Raw genomic sequence first — 15,048 nt, 5'->3', positions numbered from 1 at the left:
GTTCTGAACCCCTTTTTGTTACTGCAGGAGTGTTTTCGTCAGGGTAGCTCCAACCCGCCTCCGGCCTTGTGCAGCTTGCGCAAATGCTCGCCAATCGCTTTCACATTGGCCTCGCTTGCAGCAATTTCAGCGGCGCGGCTCGGTTCCAGCAACGCCCGGACTTCCTTGTCCAGATCACCTGTCAGCGTTTGCAGCTGTTTCTGACGCAAGCTGCTTTCTGATTCCAAGCGCTGCCACTCGCTGGGTTGCGGCAATCCGTAGCCGCTGGTGCCTAGCAGTTCAGCCGGACGGCTCAGGAAGCCGCTGTTGGCTAGAATTTGCTGCAACGTCGCGTTAGCCCGTTCCATGCCGCCGTTCTGCAGTTCACGGGCTCCGAGGTAGCGTTGTTTGACTTCATCCTGTGCCAACAATAGTTGTCGACGATAGCTGGCCTGTTCCAGCAATAACAACGCTGCGCTGGTGCGCAGGTCGGCCTGTTCGAACCAGACGCGGCGCTCGGCGGCATCCAAGGCCAGCCAGTCCTCCACCGTTTGTTGCTTGATGGGCAGATGCTTCTTCAGCACCTCGAACATTGCCTGGTACCGGTCACGGAATGAGTCGAAGCGGTAGCCCAGGCGCAAGGCTTCCTTGGGATCATCCAGCACGCTGGTATCCGCCAGGCCTCGGCCCTTGAGCACTTCCAGCAGGCCGTTGGGCATGATGCTGTCCAGGCCCTTGAGCTGTTCGTTGTTGCTGCCGCTGCGCAGTAGCTTCAGGCTTTCCACGGCGCAGTTATTGGAAAGGAAGTAATAACTGCCGTCGTAGCTCCAGTGCATTTCGGCGGCGTGTTCGACCGTTTCCTCTATCTCAGTGCGCGACAGGTTCAGCGGTACAGACGCCAGGCTGCGCAATTCGGTCTTGGTGTATTCATCGATCACTTGGGCGAGCGGTAGCACGAACAGGCGCGACGGGTATTTGCCCACCAGTCCGTCCCAGCTCGACAACTGCACGTCGCCCACAAAGGCGCGGTAGGACAGCACCAGGTGTTGGTCCAGGTCCAGGCGGCAGTCCGGGCCACGCGGCCGGTCCGGTGCGCAAATGACCAGGCGGAGCATGCTGTGGCCCCAGCGGCTGACCCAGTTCTGGTTGGCTTCGGCCAACAGGTAGTCAATGGCATAGACCCGTTCCGGATCGACCTTGCCCAGTGGCGTCTTGGCGAAGTCGTTGCCGGCATTGAGGAAGGCGAACGATTTTGCGCAGATGTCCTTGGCGGCGGGGGCCCAACCAAAGTGTTCCCGATAATAGCGATACAGCGCGGGACGTCGGCAGGCATAGCTGGAGTCCAGGAGAAAGTACTCCATGTTGACCGCGACGAACTCCTTGGGGCTGCTCGTCTCGTAAAGGTCCGGGCTGCGGACGACTTGACGATTGTGCTGCTCCCGTTCACCGCGCCGGCCGACGTATTGCGGCCAACCCGCCAGGTCGAGCAAGCGAGGATCGTCGCTCAGTGTAAAGCGGCGATCGTTCTGGCCTCGGCATTCATCGGGCAGGCCAATCAACCCGGCGCTGCTGTTGCGTCGGGTGCAACGCTGGATCAGGGTACGCTCGGCATCCGGCCATAGACGCGAGCGGTCATAAATGTGGGTCAGTTCGTGCAGGACCGTAGCGAGCATTTCCCGCCGTACCGTGCCGTGGGGGCGCTGGGTCTTCTGTGTGGCGGCGCTGCCGTCGGTGAGGCTGTCCAGCAGGTTTCGGTTCAGGTCCAGCTGTGACACCAGGGAGGCCTGGCCGTAGGCGTTGGCGGGCATCTGGTCAGTCCAGCCAACATCGATGCGGCGGTCCAGTCGCTCGATGAAGCGTGGCGGCAATGCCTGCATGGCTTCGTCGAGCAGTGCCTGGCTGGCCTGCTGCTGCGCCGGCGTCAAGCCGTCGGCGTTAAGGTGTAGTTGCAGGCCGGCCTGGGCGGTGCTGCCGATAAGCAGCGCGACCCCGGCCGTTAGCCAGGCGGCGAGCCGCCTCACAATGCGAGGATGGCTTCGGCGAGAACCTGGTCACTGGCGTCGCGCGCTTCCGGCACGCGTGTACGCAAGGTATCGAAGGCGGCCTCGAGATGAGCGCCACGAATTTCGCCGTTGCTGGCGACGAAGCTGGCCGCGTCGTCGTGGGCTTCACGAACGATCTTCGAATCACGGATGGATGTGGTGGTGTCGGAAGTGAAATCGATCGTGCGCTGGGAAGCGCGAACGATGATGTTACTGGTGGCTACCAGGGTTTGTGCCTGGGCCACATCGGCCAACACCAGCAGGCCTAGGGCGGCAGCAATCAGCGGGCTACGCATGGAACGACTCCGGAAAATGAAGATAACTATTGGACGAGAATTGCCTGTGCCAGTTCAAGGTCGCTGGCGTGAAGTTTTGGCTGGGTCCGGCGCATGTAGTCCAGGGCCGATTCCAACCGTGCACCTCTCAGCTGTCCATCGCTGGCAACGAATACCGCAGCGTCATCACGGGCGGCGACGACCAGTTTATTGTCGAAGGGCGCAGAGGTCACCAAGGATGTGGCGTAGCCGCTAGCCACCACTTGCTGGGTGGTCACATCGAAGGCGTGGGCCGGAACAGGCCAGCAAAAAACCACTAGGCAAGACGCGATAAACGGATTTGGATAAAAACGCATGGGACTCGACGGTTGATGGCGAGCCTGAAGGCTAGCGCAAACCTGCGGGCCAGAGCCAGTGCTGAAACATCGGAACACCATAAGGCGCCCGATGTTTCATGTTGCTTCAGATCACCAGAATGGCCTGGGCCAGTTGGGCGTCGGTGGCGTTGATCTGGGGGGCCTGCTGGCGAATATAGTCCAGCGCACTTTCTAGCTTCACACCACGGATGGCGCCTTCGCTGGCCACGAAGCTGGCGGCGTCATCTCGGGCGGCCTGGACGATCTTGTTGTCCCGCAGTGATGAGGTTGCATCGGAGGTGACGTCGGACGTGGCCTTGAGCGCACCGACAATGGAGTCTGTGGTAACGATGAAGCTGCTGGCGTTGGAGTGGGCGGCGACGGCCAGCAGGGCAACGGTGCTGAGCAGGCGAAGACGGATCATGATGAACTCCTTGGGAATTGAGGTAATGCAGGTGCAGGTAGCTGGAAGAAGAGACGCAGGCTCGACTCGCTTCGCCACGTTGTATTGATATTAGGACAGAACGCCTTGGCTGACAGCTGGGAATAACCCCGTTATACCGCATGCGGCTCGCACCGGCTGCGGTGTAGATAAACTGTACCTAATAATATATAAAAATATTCAACTGTTATGGTTTTAGTGGATCGACTGAAATCTGCCCCATAAACGACAAGACCCGTCGCGGTTTCCCGCGACGGGTCTTGTTTGTTCAATTCGGTGCTGGCGGTGGACCCGGTGGGTCAGGGCCAGCGACGCTGAGTTAGCGCCAGAACGGCTTGCTCAGCTCTTCGTAACGTTGGGCTTCGCTGATACCGGCATCAGCCAGCAGGCGCGAGTCCAGACGAGCCAGTTGATGGCGGCTGGCAATGCGGCGCTGCCACAACATCAGGTTGGCGATAACGCGAAGAGGCATGGAAGCCTGGTTGTTTTCAGCTTTGTCTTCGAAAAACAGCTCGGAACTGAGTGTACGTTCCATGGTTGACATCCTTCCGCTTGTGGCGGGATTAGGTAGTGGTTTAACTGGTGCCCATGATCTGCTCGTTTGGCCAGCGACTGTAGATACAGTTCATTTGTATTGTGAGAGACCAGTTAACTGTTAAAGAGTGGTGTACTGGTCAATAACGAGGCAACTGTACTTGTCTGCGCGATTATGGTGCATTTGTGCGGTTAAGTCGTGGTTTTGTGGGAAAATACGGTAGGAAAATACCAGTACAGAAGTACAGTTTTTGTCGGGTGACGCGTAAGCGGTGGGCTCCAATCAGAACTGTATGTACAACAGCTGTTTTCCAGCTGTATCAGAGCGCCAACATGCGCCCGGTTTCTTCGAGGTTCAGGTGCCAACTCAGTGCATCGCGCAGGATATGCGGCGTATGCCCACCCAATGCGCACGCGGCGTCGAAATAGTCGTTCAAGGCCTGGCGGTAGGAAGGGTGCACGCAATTGTCGATGATCACGCGTGCCCGCTCCCGTGGCGCCAGGCCCCGCAGGTCGGCCAGGCCGATCTCGGTCACCAGGATGTCGACGTCATGTTCGGTATGGTCCACATGGCTGACCATCGGCACGACACTGGAAATGGCACCGCCCTTGGCGATCGACTTGGTGACGAAGATCGCCAAGTGAGCATTGCGGGCGAAGTCCCCCGAGCCGCCGATGCCGTTCATCATCCGCGTGCCGCAGACATGGGTTGAGTTCACATTGCCGTATAGGTCGAATTCCAGCGCGGTGTTGATGCCGATAATGCCCAGGCGGCGCACGACCTCGGGATGGTTGGAGATCTCCTGCGGACGCAGCACCAGTTTGTCCTTGTACCTTTCCAGGTTTCCGAACACGTCGGCATTGCGTCGACCCGACAGCGTGATCGAGCTGCCAGAGGCGAAACTCAGCTTGCCGGCGTCAATCAAGTCAAACGTCGAGTCCTGCAAAACCTCGGAATACATGGTCAAGTCTTCGAACGGCGAATCGATCAGCCCGCACATCACGGCGTTGGCGATGTTGCCGATCCCGGCCTGCAGCGGCCCGAGCTTGTTGGTCATGCGCCCGGCCGAAACCTCCTGCTTGAAGAAGTCGATCAGGTGATCGGCGATGGCCTGGGTGTCGCTGTCTGGCGGCGCGACTGTCGAAGGCGAGTCCCCTTGGTTGGTTATGACAATGGCGGCAATTTTTTCCGGCAGGATCGGGATCGCGGTGCTGCCAATACGGTCGTCAACTTTCACCAAGGGGATCGGTGTGCGAGTGGGGCGATAGGTCGGGATATAGATGTCGTGCAACCCCTCAAGATTTGGGTTGTGAGCCAGGTTGATCTCGATGATCACTTGCCGGGCGAAGATGGCGAAGCTGGCTGAGTTACCCACCGATGTGGTCGGTACGATATGCCCTTGCTCGGTGATGGCCACTGCTTCGATCACGGCAATATCGGGCAGTTTGAGCTGGCCGTTGCGCAGTTGCTCGACGGTTTCCGAGAGATGCTGGTCGATGAACATCACCTCGCCTGCGTTGATTGCCTTACGCAACGTGCTGTCGACCTGGAACGGCATGCGTCGCGCGAGCACACCGGCTTCGGTGAGCTCCTTATCGAGGTCGTTGCCCAGGCTCGCCCCGGTCATCAAGCTGATTTTAAGCGGGGTGACCTTGGCACGCTCAGCCAGGGCGTGGGGCACTGCTTTGGCTTCTCCGGCGCGGGTAAAGCCGCTCATGCCGACGGTCATGCCGTCCTCGATCAACAAGGCGGCTTCGGCAGCGCTCATCACTTTATTCAACAACGAAGGCAGGCGGATGCGATCACGGTACATGGAGGGTCGTCTCGGGCTGGAAGCTGGATGCGCAGTCTAGAGAATTCGCGCTTTGCCCGACCCGCTACAAAAGTCGCATTTAAGGCGTCTATTACGGGGGTTTCAGGCAAAACATTGTTACCGGATCGGTAATGCTTTGCCTTGATACAAATCAAAACGCCCCGACAAGGCGGGGCGTTTTTGGCGAAACGGGAAAATTATTCCACCGCTTTGACCATGTCCTCGATCACCTTTTTGGCGTCACCGAACACCATCATGGTCTTGTCGAGGTAGAACAGTTCGTTGTCCAAACCGGCATAGCCGCTGGCCATCGAGCGCTTGTTGACGATGATGGTCTTGGCCTTGAAGGCTTCGAGGATCGGCATGCCGGCAATCGGCGACTTCGGATCGTTCTTCGCCGCCGGGTTGACCACGTCGTTGGCGCCCAGCACCAACACCACATCAGCCTGGCCGAACTCGGAGTTGATGTCTTCCATCTCGAACACCTGATCGTAAGGCACTTCGGCCTCGGCCAGCAGGACGTTCATATGCCCAGGCATGCGTCCGGCCACCGGGTGGATCGCGTATTTCACGGTGACGCCGCGGTGGGTCAGCTTCTCGGTCAGCTCTTTCAGCGCATGCTGTGCCCGAGCTACCGCCAGGCCGTAGCCCGGCACGATGATCACCGTGTCGGCGTTGGTCAGCAAAAAGGTCGCGTCGTCAGCCGAACCGGATTTCACCGGCCGGGCTTCTTTCGAGCCTGCCGGGCCAGCCGCGTCCGGCGTGTTGCCGAAGCCGCCGAGCAGTACGTTGAAGAACGAACGGTTCATCGCCTTGCACATGATGTACGAGAGGATCGCGCCGCTCGAACCCACCAGCGAACCGGCAATGATCAGCATCGAGTTGTTCAGCGAGAAGCCGATACCCGCTGCGGCCCAACCGGAATAGCTGTTGAGCATGGAGACCACCACCGGCATGTCCGCGCCGCCGATCGGGATGATGATCAGCACGCCCAGGACAAAGGCCAGGGCCAGCATCAAGGCGAATGCGCCGAGGTTGCCGGTGAACATGAACATCAGGCCTAGGCCCAGCGTTGCCAGACCCAGGATCAGGTTGAGCTTGTGCTGGCCACCAAACTGTACCGGTGCGCCCTGGAACAGGCGGAACTTGTACTTGCCCGAGAGCTTGCCGAACGCGATCACCGAACCGGAGAAGGTGATTGCACCAATGGCGGCACCGAGGAACAGCTCCAGGCGGTTACCCGCCGGAATCGGATCCCCCAATTGCTTGACGATGCCCAGGGATTGCGGCTCGACGACCGCCGCGATGGCAATGAACACCGCCGCCAGGCCGATCATGCTGTGCATGAACGCCACCAGCTCCGGCATCTTGGTCATCTCGACGCGCTTGGCCATGATCGAGCCGGCGGTACCGCCGACCAGCAGGCCGACGATGACGTAGCCGATGCCAGCAGTGGCCAGCTCAGCACCGAGCTTATAGATGAGGCCCACAGTGGTGATCACCGCCAGCGCCATGCCGAGCATGCCGAACAGGTTGCCTCGGCGCGAAGTGGTGGGGTGCGACAGGCCTTTGAGGGCCTGGATGAAGCAGATCGACGCGATCAGGTAGAGCGTCGTTACCAGGTTCATGCTCATTACTTGGGCGCCTCTTCTTTTACGGCTTTCGGGGCTTTTTTCTTGAACATCTCAAGCATGCGGCGTGTCACCAGGAAGCCACCGAACACGTTCACGGCGGCCAGGGCCACGGCGAGGGTGCCCATGGTCTTGCCCAGAGGCGTTACGGTCAGCGCGGCGGCGAGCATGGCGCCGACGATCACGATCGCCGAAATGGCGTTGGTCACCGCCATCAATGGTGTGTGCAGCGCGGGTGTAACGTTCCAGACCACGTGGTAGCCGACATAAATCGCCAGCACGAAGATGATCAGGTTGTAGATACCGGGGGAGATAAGCTCTTCCATTGTCTGAATCCCTGCTTAGGCGTTTTTGCGGATGACTTGGCCGTCGCGGCACATCAGGCACGCGGCGACGATGTCGTCTTCCAGGTTCACGTCGAACTGACCTTCCTTGGTGAAGACCAGCTTCAGGAAGTCCAGCAGGTTACGGGCGTACAGCGCCGAAGCATCGGCCGCGACTTCACCGGCCAGGTTGGTCGGGCCGCAAATGGTCACGCCATTCTCAATCACGACCTGATCGGCCACGGTCAGCGGGCAGTTACCGCCCTGGGCTGCCGCGAGGTCGATGACCACCGAGCCGGGCTTCATCTGCGCGACGGTTTCGGCACTGAGCAAAGTCGGTGCCTTGCGGCCCGGAATCAATGCAGTGGTGATGACAATGTCAGCCTGCTTGGCGCGCTCGTGTACGGCTTGGGCCTGGCGCTGCATCCAGCTGGCCGGCATGGGGCGGGCGTAGCCACCGACGCCGACGGCGCATTCACGCTCTTCATCGGTCTCGTAAGGCACGTCGACAAACTTGGCGCCGAGGGATTCGATTTGCTCCTTCACCGCCGGACGCACATCCGAAGCCTCGATCACCGCACCCAGGCGCTTGGCGGTGGCAATCGCCTGCAACCCGGCCACGCCCGCGCCAAGGATCAGCACCCGCGCCGCTTTCACGGTGCCAGCGGCGGTCATCAGCATCGGCATGAAGCGCGGATAGTGGTGGGCGGCCAGCAGCACGGCTTTGTAACCGGCAATGTTCGCTTGAGACGACAGCACGTCCAGGCTTTGGGCTCGGGAAGTCCGTGGCGCGGCCTCAAGGGCAAAGGCGGTGATGCCGCGTTCGGCCAGCTTGGCAATGGTTTCGTTGTTGAATGGATTGAGCATGCCCACCAGAACGGTGCCGCTCTTGAACAGCGTCAGTTCGCTGTCGCTAGGGGCAACCACTTTGAGGATCAGCTCAGCGCCAAACGCATCACTGGCGCTGCCAATGGTTGCGCCCGCTGCCTCATAGGCACCGTCGATAACGCTGGCCTTGATGCCCGCGCCGCTTTGGACAGTGACTTTATGGCCTTGGCCGATCAACTTCTTGATGGTTTCCGGGGTAGCAGCAACCCGTGTTTCACCCGTTTGGGTTTCGAGGGGAACACCAATGTGCACGTCAAATCTCCTGCGTGATCTTATTGAGTAAACCCAGGCACTTCGGATGGTGCGGCTGGGGCGGCCGATCAGCACGATCCCGCTGGAAGGCGGGGCGCGGCATTTTGCAGGCGAAAATACAGCCCTTCAAGGGATTATGACGGGTGACGGAAAATTAACTACAAGTCACCCTGTGACCGAATGTCGCAACCCCTGGGGTTTGTTCCTTGAAAGCCCCGTAAATATTGAGCGTTCTATAAAAAGTCATACTTTTCCATTGGCCAGTTGAATAAGCGGTCATGCGGTGCACAATATGGCTCAACGCCACGTATTTAGACGCTTGTGGGACGAATGTTCCTACTCGATGACAGTTTGGCTTTATGCGACATAAACGTATATCTGTAGCGCTGCGATATAACTGACTACGAGGTCAGCATAAGAATTTTTCCTTAACTTTCAGGTAGATAGTTGTTGGCTTGATGGACCAGCCAGTCGCGAAAAGCCTGGAGAGAAGCGGATTCCACTTTTCGTTCCGGGATCATCAGGTAATAAGCCTTGATGCTCGACAATCCGTTGCGGTTGGCGATGACCAGACGTCCTTCGGCCAATTCTCTCTGAATTAAAAACGGTGGGATCAGCGCGATACCCATGTCGTGCATGGCCGCTTGGGCCAGCATGGAGAATAGTTCATAACGCGGGCCTGTCAGGTCGCGTGGGATGGTTAGCTCTTGTGAATTGAACCATTGGCGCCAGGCATAGGGGCGCGTGGTTTGCTGGAGCAATGGCAATTCGGCAATGGTGGCCGGCGTCAGCATCTTCCGGTTGCCCAGTAGGGTGGGGCTGCATACCGGCATCGGGTTTTCACCCATCAGCTTGTGTGATTGGGTTCCGGACCAATCGGCATCGCCGAAATAGATGGCCGCGTCAAACTCGGTGTCAGCAAAGAGAAAGGGGCGCGTGCAGTTGGTCAGGTTGACCGTGACTTCAGGGTGCTGCTTCTGAAAGTCCTTCAGGCGCGGCAATAGCCACTGGGTGCCGAACGTTGGAACGACCGCTAGCTCGATAACGTTCGCGCCTGTATGCCCCATGACTGAAAGGGTGTCGCGTTCGACCGCGTCCAACTGGGTCGCAACCCGGCGACTATAGGAAAGGCCTGCCTCGGTCAGTTTGACGCCACGCCTCGAACGTCGGAACAACTCAACGCCCAGGAAATCCTCCAGGCTGGCGACCTGTCGGCAGATGGCCCCCTGGGTAAGTGATAGTTCTTGCGCAGCCTTGGTAAAGCTCTCGTAGCGGGCGGCGGCCTCGAAACTGATCAAGGCGGCGGTGCTGGGGATTTTGCGGCGCATTTACGGCAACCTCACTCATGGTGGGCTTGAATTGGCCTCATAAGCCCTTACGGAGTGAGAAATTAGCACAACCGCATGCGTAATCCTCGTTTGCTCCCGTAGGAAACCGCGCCTAGGATCAGTCCACGACTTTTCATTTCATTGGCGAGGACTTTTTCATGGCTGGTAACGCGAGTTTCAACTGGATCGATCCGCTCTTGCTGGACCAGCAGCTCACTGAAGAAGAGCGCATGATTCGCGACACGGCCGAACAATTCGCCCAGCAGAAGCTCGCGCCGCGAGTGCTGGAAGCGTTCCGCCATGAAAAAACCGATCCGGCGATCTTTCGTGAAATGGGTGAGGTAGGCCTGCTGGGGGCAACCATCCCCGAGCAATACGGCGGCAGCGGCTTGAACTATGTCAGCTACGGCCTGATTGCCCGAGAAGTGGAGCGTGTCGATTCCGGGTACCGTTCGATGATGAGCGTGCAGTCCTCCTTGGTCATGGTGCCCATCAATGAGTTCGGCACCGAGGCACAGAAGCAAAAGTATCTGCCGAAGCTGGCCTCCGGGGAATGGATCGGCTGCTTTGGTCTGACAGAGCCGAATCATGGTTCCGACCCAGGCGCGATGATCACTCGCGCACGCAAGGTGGACGGTGGCTATAGCTTGACGGGTAGCAAGATGTGGATCACTAACAGTCCAATCGCCGACGTCTTTGTGGTCTGGGGTAAGGATGACGCGGGTGATATCCGCGGCTTCGTTCTGGAAAAGGGCTGGAAGGGCCTGAGTGCCCCGGCCATTCATGGCAAGGTCGGTCTTCGGGCTTCGATCACTGGCGAGATCGTCATGGATAACGTATTCGTCCCGGAAGAGAACATATTTCCAGATGTGCGTGGCTTGAAAGGGCCATTCACTTGTTTGAATTCGGCGCGTTATGGCATTTCCTGGGGGGCGTTGGGCGCCGCCGAGTTCTGCTGGCATACCGCTCGCCAGTACACGCTTGATCGGCAACAGTTCGGACGCCCGCTGGCGGCCAACCAGTTGATCCAGAAGAAACTGGCCGATATGCAGACCGAAATCACTCTCGCTCTGCAAGGATGCTTGCGTTTGGGGCGTATGAAAGATGAGGGCACGGCTGCGGTTGAAATCACCTCGATCATGAAGCGCAACTCTTGCGGCAAGTCCCTGGATATTGCGCGTATGGCGCGGGATATGCTCGGCGGTAACGGTATCTCCGACGAGTTCGGCATTGCTCGTCATCTCGTGAATCTGGAAGTCGTGAACACCTACGAGGGCACACATGATGTTCATGCGCTGATCCTGGGGCGTGCGCAAACCGGTATCCAGGCGTTCTATTAATAGGAGAACGACCATGGGCGCGCTTTCGCATCTGCGGGTATTGGATTTATCCAGGGTGCTGGCCGGGCCTTGGGCTGGGCAGATCCTGGCGGACCTGGGGGCTGACGTCATCAAGGTCGAGCGCCCCGGCAATGGCGACGATACACGCGCATGGGGCCCGCCCTTCTTGAAGGACGTCCACGGCGAGAATACGACCGAGGCGGCCTATTACCTGTCGGCCAATCGCAACAAGCAATCCGTCACTATCGATTTCACGCGTCCCGAGGGGCAGAAGCTGATCCAAGAGTTGGCGGCCAAGTCCGACATCCTGATCGAAAACTTCAAGGTGGGTGGGCTTGCGGCCTATGGCCTGGATTACGACTCGCTGAAACTGATCAACCCGCATTTGATCTATTGCTCGATTACTGGGTTTGGCCAGACGGGACCGTACGCCAAAAGGGCCGGGTATGATTTCATGATCCAGGGGCTGGGAGGCTTGATGAGCCTGACCGGCCGGCCGGAGGGAGACGAAGGCGCCGGGCCGGTGAAAGTTGGTGTTGCGCTGACCGACATTCTTACAGGCCTGTATTCAGCCGTTGCCATCCTCGCAGCATTGGCTCACCGCGATAATGTAGGTGGAGGGCAACATATCGATATGGCATTGCTGGACGTTCAAGTGGCTTGCTTGGCTAACCAGGCGATGAACTACCTGACTACAGGTATTGCGCCGAAGCGGTTGGGAAATGCGCATCCGAACATTGTGCCTTATCAGGATTTTCCTACTGCCGACGGTGACTTCATTCTTACGGTGGGTAATGACGGCCAGTTTCGAAAATTCGCTGAGGTTGCCGGTCAGCCACAATGGGCCGATGACCCTCGGTTTGCGACAAACAAGATGCGGGTGGCGAATCGGGCACAATTGATTCCGTTGATTCGCCAGGCGACAGTATTCAAGACGACGGCTGAATGGGTTATTCAGCTTGAGCAGGCTGGCGTGCCGTGCGGGCCGATCAACGATTTGGCTCAAATGTTTGCTGATCCTCAGGTGAAAGCTCGCGGGTTGGCAATAGAACTGCCTCACGCGCTGGCGGGCAGGGTACCGCAAGTCGCCAGCCCGATTCGTCTGTCCGAAACGCCTGTCGAATACCGAAGTGCGCCTCCATTATTAGGTGAGCACACGCTGGAAGTGCTCCAGCGAGTACTGGGGATGGACACGGCGACCGTCACGGCTTTCAAGGACGCAGGCGTTCTATGATTTCCTTCTATATAGACGGTGCTGCTTATCTAGGCAGGCGTCCACGGTTTTCGGGAGCTCAGGCAGCTCATTGAAATAAAAGCGAAATAAAGGGTTGACGGCAAATCCTGGGTGTCTATAATTCGCCCCACTTCCGGCGCAGTCGAAACGGAAAACTCCTTGAGTTTCAACGAGTTAAGTAGGTTTCGATGTAAGCGTGCTTCAGTTCATCGAGGCACGGAAGGAGCGGGTAGAGCGGCGTTGTTTGGCTCTATCGGCGGTTCGATCTTCTCGGTCGAAAGCGGAGAAAAAGAGGTGTTGACAGCAGCGACTAACGCTGTAGAATTCGCCTCCCGCTAACGAGAGATCGAAAGCGCAAGTGGTTGAAGTTGATAAGGAAACTTTGAAAACTTCTAAAAATAACCGCTTGACAGATGCACGGGGCGCTGTAGAATGCGCGCCTCGGTTGAGACGAAAGACTCAGCCAACCGCTCTTTAACAACTGAATCAAGCAATTCGTGTGGGTGCTTGTGGAGTCAGACTGCTAGTCAACAGATTATCAGCATCACAAGTTACTCCGCGAGAAATCAAAGATGTAACCAACGATTGCTGAGCCAAGTTTAGGGTTTTCTCAAAACCCAAAGATGTTTGAACTGAAGAGTTTGATCATGGCTCAGATTGAACGCTGGCGGCAGGCCTAACACATGCAAGTCGAGCGGTAGAGAGGTGCTTGCACCTCTTGAGAGCGGCGGACGGGTGAGTAATGCCTAGGAATCTGCCTGGTAGTGGGGGATAACGCTCGGAAACGGACGCTAATACCGCATACGTCCTACGGGAGAAAGCAGGGGACCTTCGGGCCTTGCGCTATCAGATGAGCCTAGGTCGGATTAGCTAGTTGGTGGGGTAATGGCTCACCAAGGCGACGATCCGTAACTGGTCTGAGAGGATGATCAGTCACACTGGAACTGAGACACGGTCCAGACTCCTACGGGAGGCAGCAGTGGGGAATATTGGACAATGGGCGAAAGCCTGATCCAGCCATGCCGCGTGTGTGAAGAAGGTCTTCGGATTGTAAAGCACTTTAAGTTGGGAGGAAGGGCATTAACCTAATACGTTGGTGTCTTGACGTTACCGACAGAATAAGCACCGGCTAACTCTGTGCCAGCAGCCGCGGTAATACAGAGGGTGCAAGCGTTAATCGGAATTACTGGGCGTAAAGCGCGCGTAGGTGGTTCGTTAAGTTGGATGTGAAATCCCCGGGCTCAACCTGGGAACTGCATTCAAAACTGTCGAGCTAGAGTATGGTAGAGGGTGGTGGAATTTCCTGTGTAGCGGTGAAATGCGTAGATATAGGAAGGAACACCAGTGGCGAAGGCGACCACCTGGACTGATACTGACACTGAGGTGCGAAAGCGTGGGGAGCAAACAGGATTAGATACCCTGGTAGTCCACGCCGTAAACGATGTCAACTAGCCGTTGGGAGCCTTGAGCTCTTAGTGGCGCAGCTAACGCATTAAGTTGACCGCCTGGGGAGTACGGCCGCAAGGTTAAAACTCAAATGAATTGACGGGGGCCCGCACAAGCGGTGGAGCATGTGGTTTAATTCGAAGCAACGCGAAGAACCTTACCAGGCCTTGACATCCAATGAACTTTCCAGAGATGGATTGGTGCCTTCGGGAACATTGAGACAGGTGCTGCATGGCTGTCGTCAGCTCGTGTCGTGAGATGTTGGGTTAAGTCCCGTAACGAGCGCAACCCTTGTCCTTAGTTACCAGCACGTTATGGTGGGCACTCTAAGGAGACTGCCGGTGACAAACCGGAGGAAGGTGGGGATGACGTCAAGTCATCATGGCCCTTACGGCCTGGGCTACACACGTGCTACAATGGTCGGTACAGAGGGTTGCCAAGCCGCGAGGTGGAGCTAATCCCACAAAACCGATCGTAGTCCGGATCGCAGTCTGCAACTCGACTGCGTGAAGTCGGAATCGCTAGTAATCGCGAATCAGAATGTCGCGGTGAATACGTTCCCGGGCCTTGTACACACCGCCCGTCACACCATGGGAGTGGGTTGCACCAGAAGTAGCTAGTCTAACCTTCGGGAGGACGGTTACCACGGTGTGATTCATGACTGGGGTGAAGTCGTAACAAGGTAGCCGTAGGGGAACCTGCGGCTGGATCACCTCCTTAATCGACGACCGCAGCTGCTCCATGAGCTCCCACACGAATTGCTTGATTCATTGAAGAAGACGATAGAAGCAGCTTTAAGCTCCAAGCTGATAGCTCACAGCTAACAGTTACAAGCTCGAAATTGGGTCTGTAGCTCAGTTGGTTAGAGCGCACCCCTGATAAGGGTGAGGTCGGCAGTTCGAATCTGCCCAGACCCACCAATTTTGTAATGGGGCCATAGCTCAGCTGGGAGAGCGCCTGCCTTGCACGCAGGAGGTCAGCGGTTCGATCCCGCTTGGCTCCACCATAAACTGCTTCTGAAAGCTTAGAAATGAGCATTCCATCGACGTGATGGTGAATGTTGATTTCTAGTCTTTTGATTAGATCGTTCTTTAAAAATTTGGGTATGTGATAGAAAGATAGACTGGACGTTACTTTCACTGGTAACGGATCAGGCTAAGGTAA

The 15,048-nt window shown here is 57.4% G+C and carries 12 protein-coding genes, 2 tRNA genes and 1 rRNA gene; 5 read left to right on the top strand and 10 right to left on the bottom strand.

Annotation, left to right across the window (positions count from 1 at the left end; all coding sequences use genetic code 11):
• Positions 1-38 precede the first annotated feature (38 nt).
• The 10 genes from J3P95_RS24725 to J3P95_RS24680 all read right to left on the bottom strand — a co-directional run bounded on the left by J3P95_RS24725 (position 39) and on the right by J3P95_RS24680 (position 9,864).
• Positions 39-2,000 (bottom strand): DUF4105 domain-containing protein, encoded by a 1,962-nt coding sequence (locus J3P95_RS24725; RefSeq protein ID WP_434579361.1) that lies wholly within the window; start codon positions 1,998-2,000, stop codon positions 39-41.
• Positions 1,997-2,317 carry a DUF2388 domain-containing protein gene (locus tag J3P95_RS24720; protein WP_186708198.1) on the bottom strand — a complete coding sequence of 107 codons (321 nt, stop codon included), beginning with the start codon at positions 2,315-2,317 and terminating at the stop codon, positions 1,997-1,999. The genes J3P95_RS24725 and J3P95_RS24720 overlap by 4 nt, the downstream gene beginning before the upstream one ends.
• A gap of 26 nt (positions 2,318-2,343) precedes the next feature.
• The gene (locus J3P95_RS24715) at positions 2,344-2,652 is read right to left on the bottom strand and encodes a DUF2388 domain-containing protein (RefSeq protein ID WP_434559502.1); all 309 of its coding nucleotides are present in this window, start codon (positions 2,650-2,652) and stop codon (positions 2,344-2,346) included.
• Positions 2,653-2,758: 106 nt separating this feature from the next.
• Positions 2,759-3,076 carry a DUF2388 domain-containing protein gene (locus tag J3P95_RS24710; RefSeq protein ID WP_434559500.1) on the bottom strand — a complete coding sequence of 106 codons (318 nt, stop codon included), beginning with the start codon at positions 3,074-3,076 and terminating at the stop codon, positions 2,759-2,761.
• A gap of 337 nt (positions 3,077-3,413) precedes the next feature.
• Positions 3,414-3,629 carry a DUF1127 domain-containing protein gene (locus J3P95_RS24705; protein ID WP_434559498.1) on the bottom strand — a complete coding sequence of 72 codons (216 nt, stop codon included), beginning with the start codon at positions 3,627-3,629 and terminating at the stop codon, positions 3,414-3,416.
• Between the two features lie 319 nt (positions 3,630-3,948).
• Positions 3,949-5,442 carry an acetyl-CoA hydrolase/transferase family protein gene (locus J3P95_RS24700; protein WP_434579364.1) on the bottom strand — a complete coding sequence of 498 codons (1,494 nt, stop codon included), beginning with the start codon at positions 5,440-5,442 and terminating at the stop codon, positions 3,949-3,951.
• A 197-nt stretch (positions 5,443-5,639) separates the two neighbouring features.
• On the bottom strand, positions 5,640-7,076 hold the full coding sequence (locus tag J3P95_RS24695) for an NAD(P)(+) transhydrogenase (Re/Si-specific) subunit beta (RefSeq protein ID WP_434559494.1): 1,437 nt from the start codon (positions 7,074-7,076) through the stop codon (positions 5,640-5,642).
• The gene (locus tag J3P95_RS24690) at positions 7,076-7,399 is read right to left on the bottom strand and encodes an NAD(P) transhydrogenase subunit alpha (protein ID WP_003187010.1); all 324 of its coding nucleotides are present in this window, start codon (positions 7,397-7,399) and stop codon (positions 7,076-7,078) included. The genes J3P95_RS24695 and J3P95_RS24690 overlap by 1 nt, the downstream gene beginning before the upstream one ends.
• Positions 7,400-7,414: 15 nt before the next feature.
• Positions 7,415-8,536 carry a Re/Si-specific NAD(P)(+) transhydrogenase subunit alpha gene (locus J3P95_RS24685; RefSeq protein WP_434559492.1) on the bottom strand — a complete coding sequence of 374 codons (1,122 nt, stop codon included), beginning with the start codon at positions 8,534-8,536 and terminating at the stop codon, positions 7,415-7,417.
• Positions 8,537-8,964: 428 nt separating this feature from the next.
• Positions 8,965-9,864 (bottom strand): LysR family transcriptional regulator, encoded by a 900-nt coding sequence (locus tag J3P95_RS24680; RefSeq protein WP_434579367.1) that lies wholly within the window; start codon positions 9,862-9,864, stop codon positions 8,965-8,967.
• Between the two features lie 158 nt (positions 9,865-10,022).
• Between J3P95_RS24680 and J3P95_RS24675 the strand changes: the two genes are divergently transcribed.
• From J3P95_RS24675 to J3P95_RS24655, 5 genes are all read left to right on the top strand, one after another.
• Positions 10,023-11,204: an acyl-CoA dehydrogenase gene (locus J3P95_RS24675; protein ID WP_434559488.1), complete on the top strand. Its 1,182-nt coding sequence runs from the start codon at positions 10,023-10,025 to the stop codon at positions 11,202-11,204.
• A gap of 13 nt (positions 11,205-11,217) precedes the next feature.
• Positions 11,218-12,438, top strand: a complete 1,221-nt coding sequence (locus J3P95_RS24670) for a CaiB/BaiF CoA transferase family protein (protein ID WP_434579369.1) — start codon at positions 11,218-11,220, stop codon at positions 12,436-12,438.
• Between the two features lie 629 nt (positions 12,439-13,067).
• A 16S ribosomal RNA gene (locus J3P95_RS24665) occupies positions 13,068-14,604 on the top strand.
• Positions 14,605-14,727: 123 nt separating this feature from the next.
• A tRNA-Ile gene (locus tag J3P95_RS24660) sits at positions 14,728-14,804 on the top strand.
• 10 nt (positions 14,805-14,814) lie between these two features.
• A tRNA-Ala gene (locus J3P95_RS24655) sits at positions 14,815-14,890 on the top strand.
• Positions 14,891-15,048: the final 158 nt, after the last annotated feature.

This window comes from Pseudomonas sp. Z5-35 (genome assembly GCF_051131945.1).
Taxonomy (GTDB): domain Bacteria; phylum Pseudomonadota; class Gammaproteobacteria; order Pseudomonadales; family Pseudomonadaceae; genus Aquipseudomonas; species Aquipseudomonas marvdashtae.
This window is presented reverse-complemented; position numbering and strand designations above follow the sequence as displayed.

Bases quoted from the DNA above. Each gene is read 5' to 3' on its own strand.
- J3P95_RS24670 (WP_434579369.1), top strand. From the start codon at position 11,218: ATGGGCGCGCTTTCGCATCTGCGGGTATTGGATTTATCCAGGGTGCTG.
- J3P95_RS24675 (WP_434559488.1), top strand. From the start codon at position 10,023: ATGGCTGGTAACGCGAGTTTCAACTGGATCGATCCGCTCTTGCTGGAC.
- J3P95_RS24710 (WP_434559500.1), bottom strand. From the start codon at position 3,076: ATGATCCGTCTTCGCCTGCTCAGCACCGTTGCCCTGCTGGCCGTCGCC.
- J3P95_RS24715 (WP_434559502.1), bottom strand. From the start codon at position 2,652: ATGCGTTTTTATCCAAATCCGTTTATCGCGTCTTGCCTAGTGGTTTTT.
- J3P95_RS24695 (WP_434559494.1), bottom strand. From the start codon at position 7,076: ATGAGCATGAACCTGGTAACGACGCTCTACCTGATCGCGTCGATCTGC.
- J3P95_RS24720 (WP_186708198.1), bottom strand. From the start codon at position 2,317: ATGCGTAGCCCGCTGATTGCTGCCGCCCTAGGCCTGCTGGTGTTGGCC.
- J3P95_RS24705 (WP_434559498.1), bottom strand. From the start codon at position 3,629: ATGGAACGTACACTCAGTTCCGAGCTGTTTTTCGAAGACAAAGCTGAA.
- J3P95_RS24680 (WP_434579367.1), bottom strand. From the start codon at position 9,864: ATGCGCCGCAAAATCCCCAGCACCGCCGCCTTGATCAGTTTCGAGGCC.
- J3P95_RS24690 (WP_003187010.1), bottom strand. From the start codon at position 7,399: ATGGAAGAGCTTATCTCCCCCGGTATCTACAACCTGATCATCTTCGTG.
- J3P95_RS24700 (WP_434579364.1), bottom strand. From the start codon at position 5,442: ATGTACCGTGATCGCATCCGCCTGCCTTCGTTGTTGAATAAAGTGATG.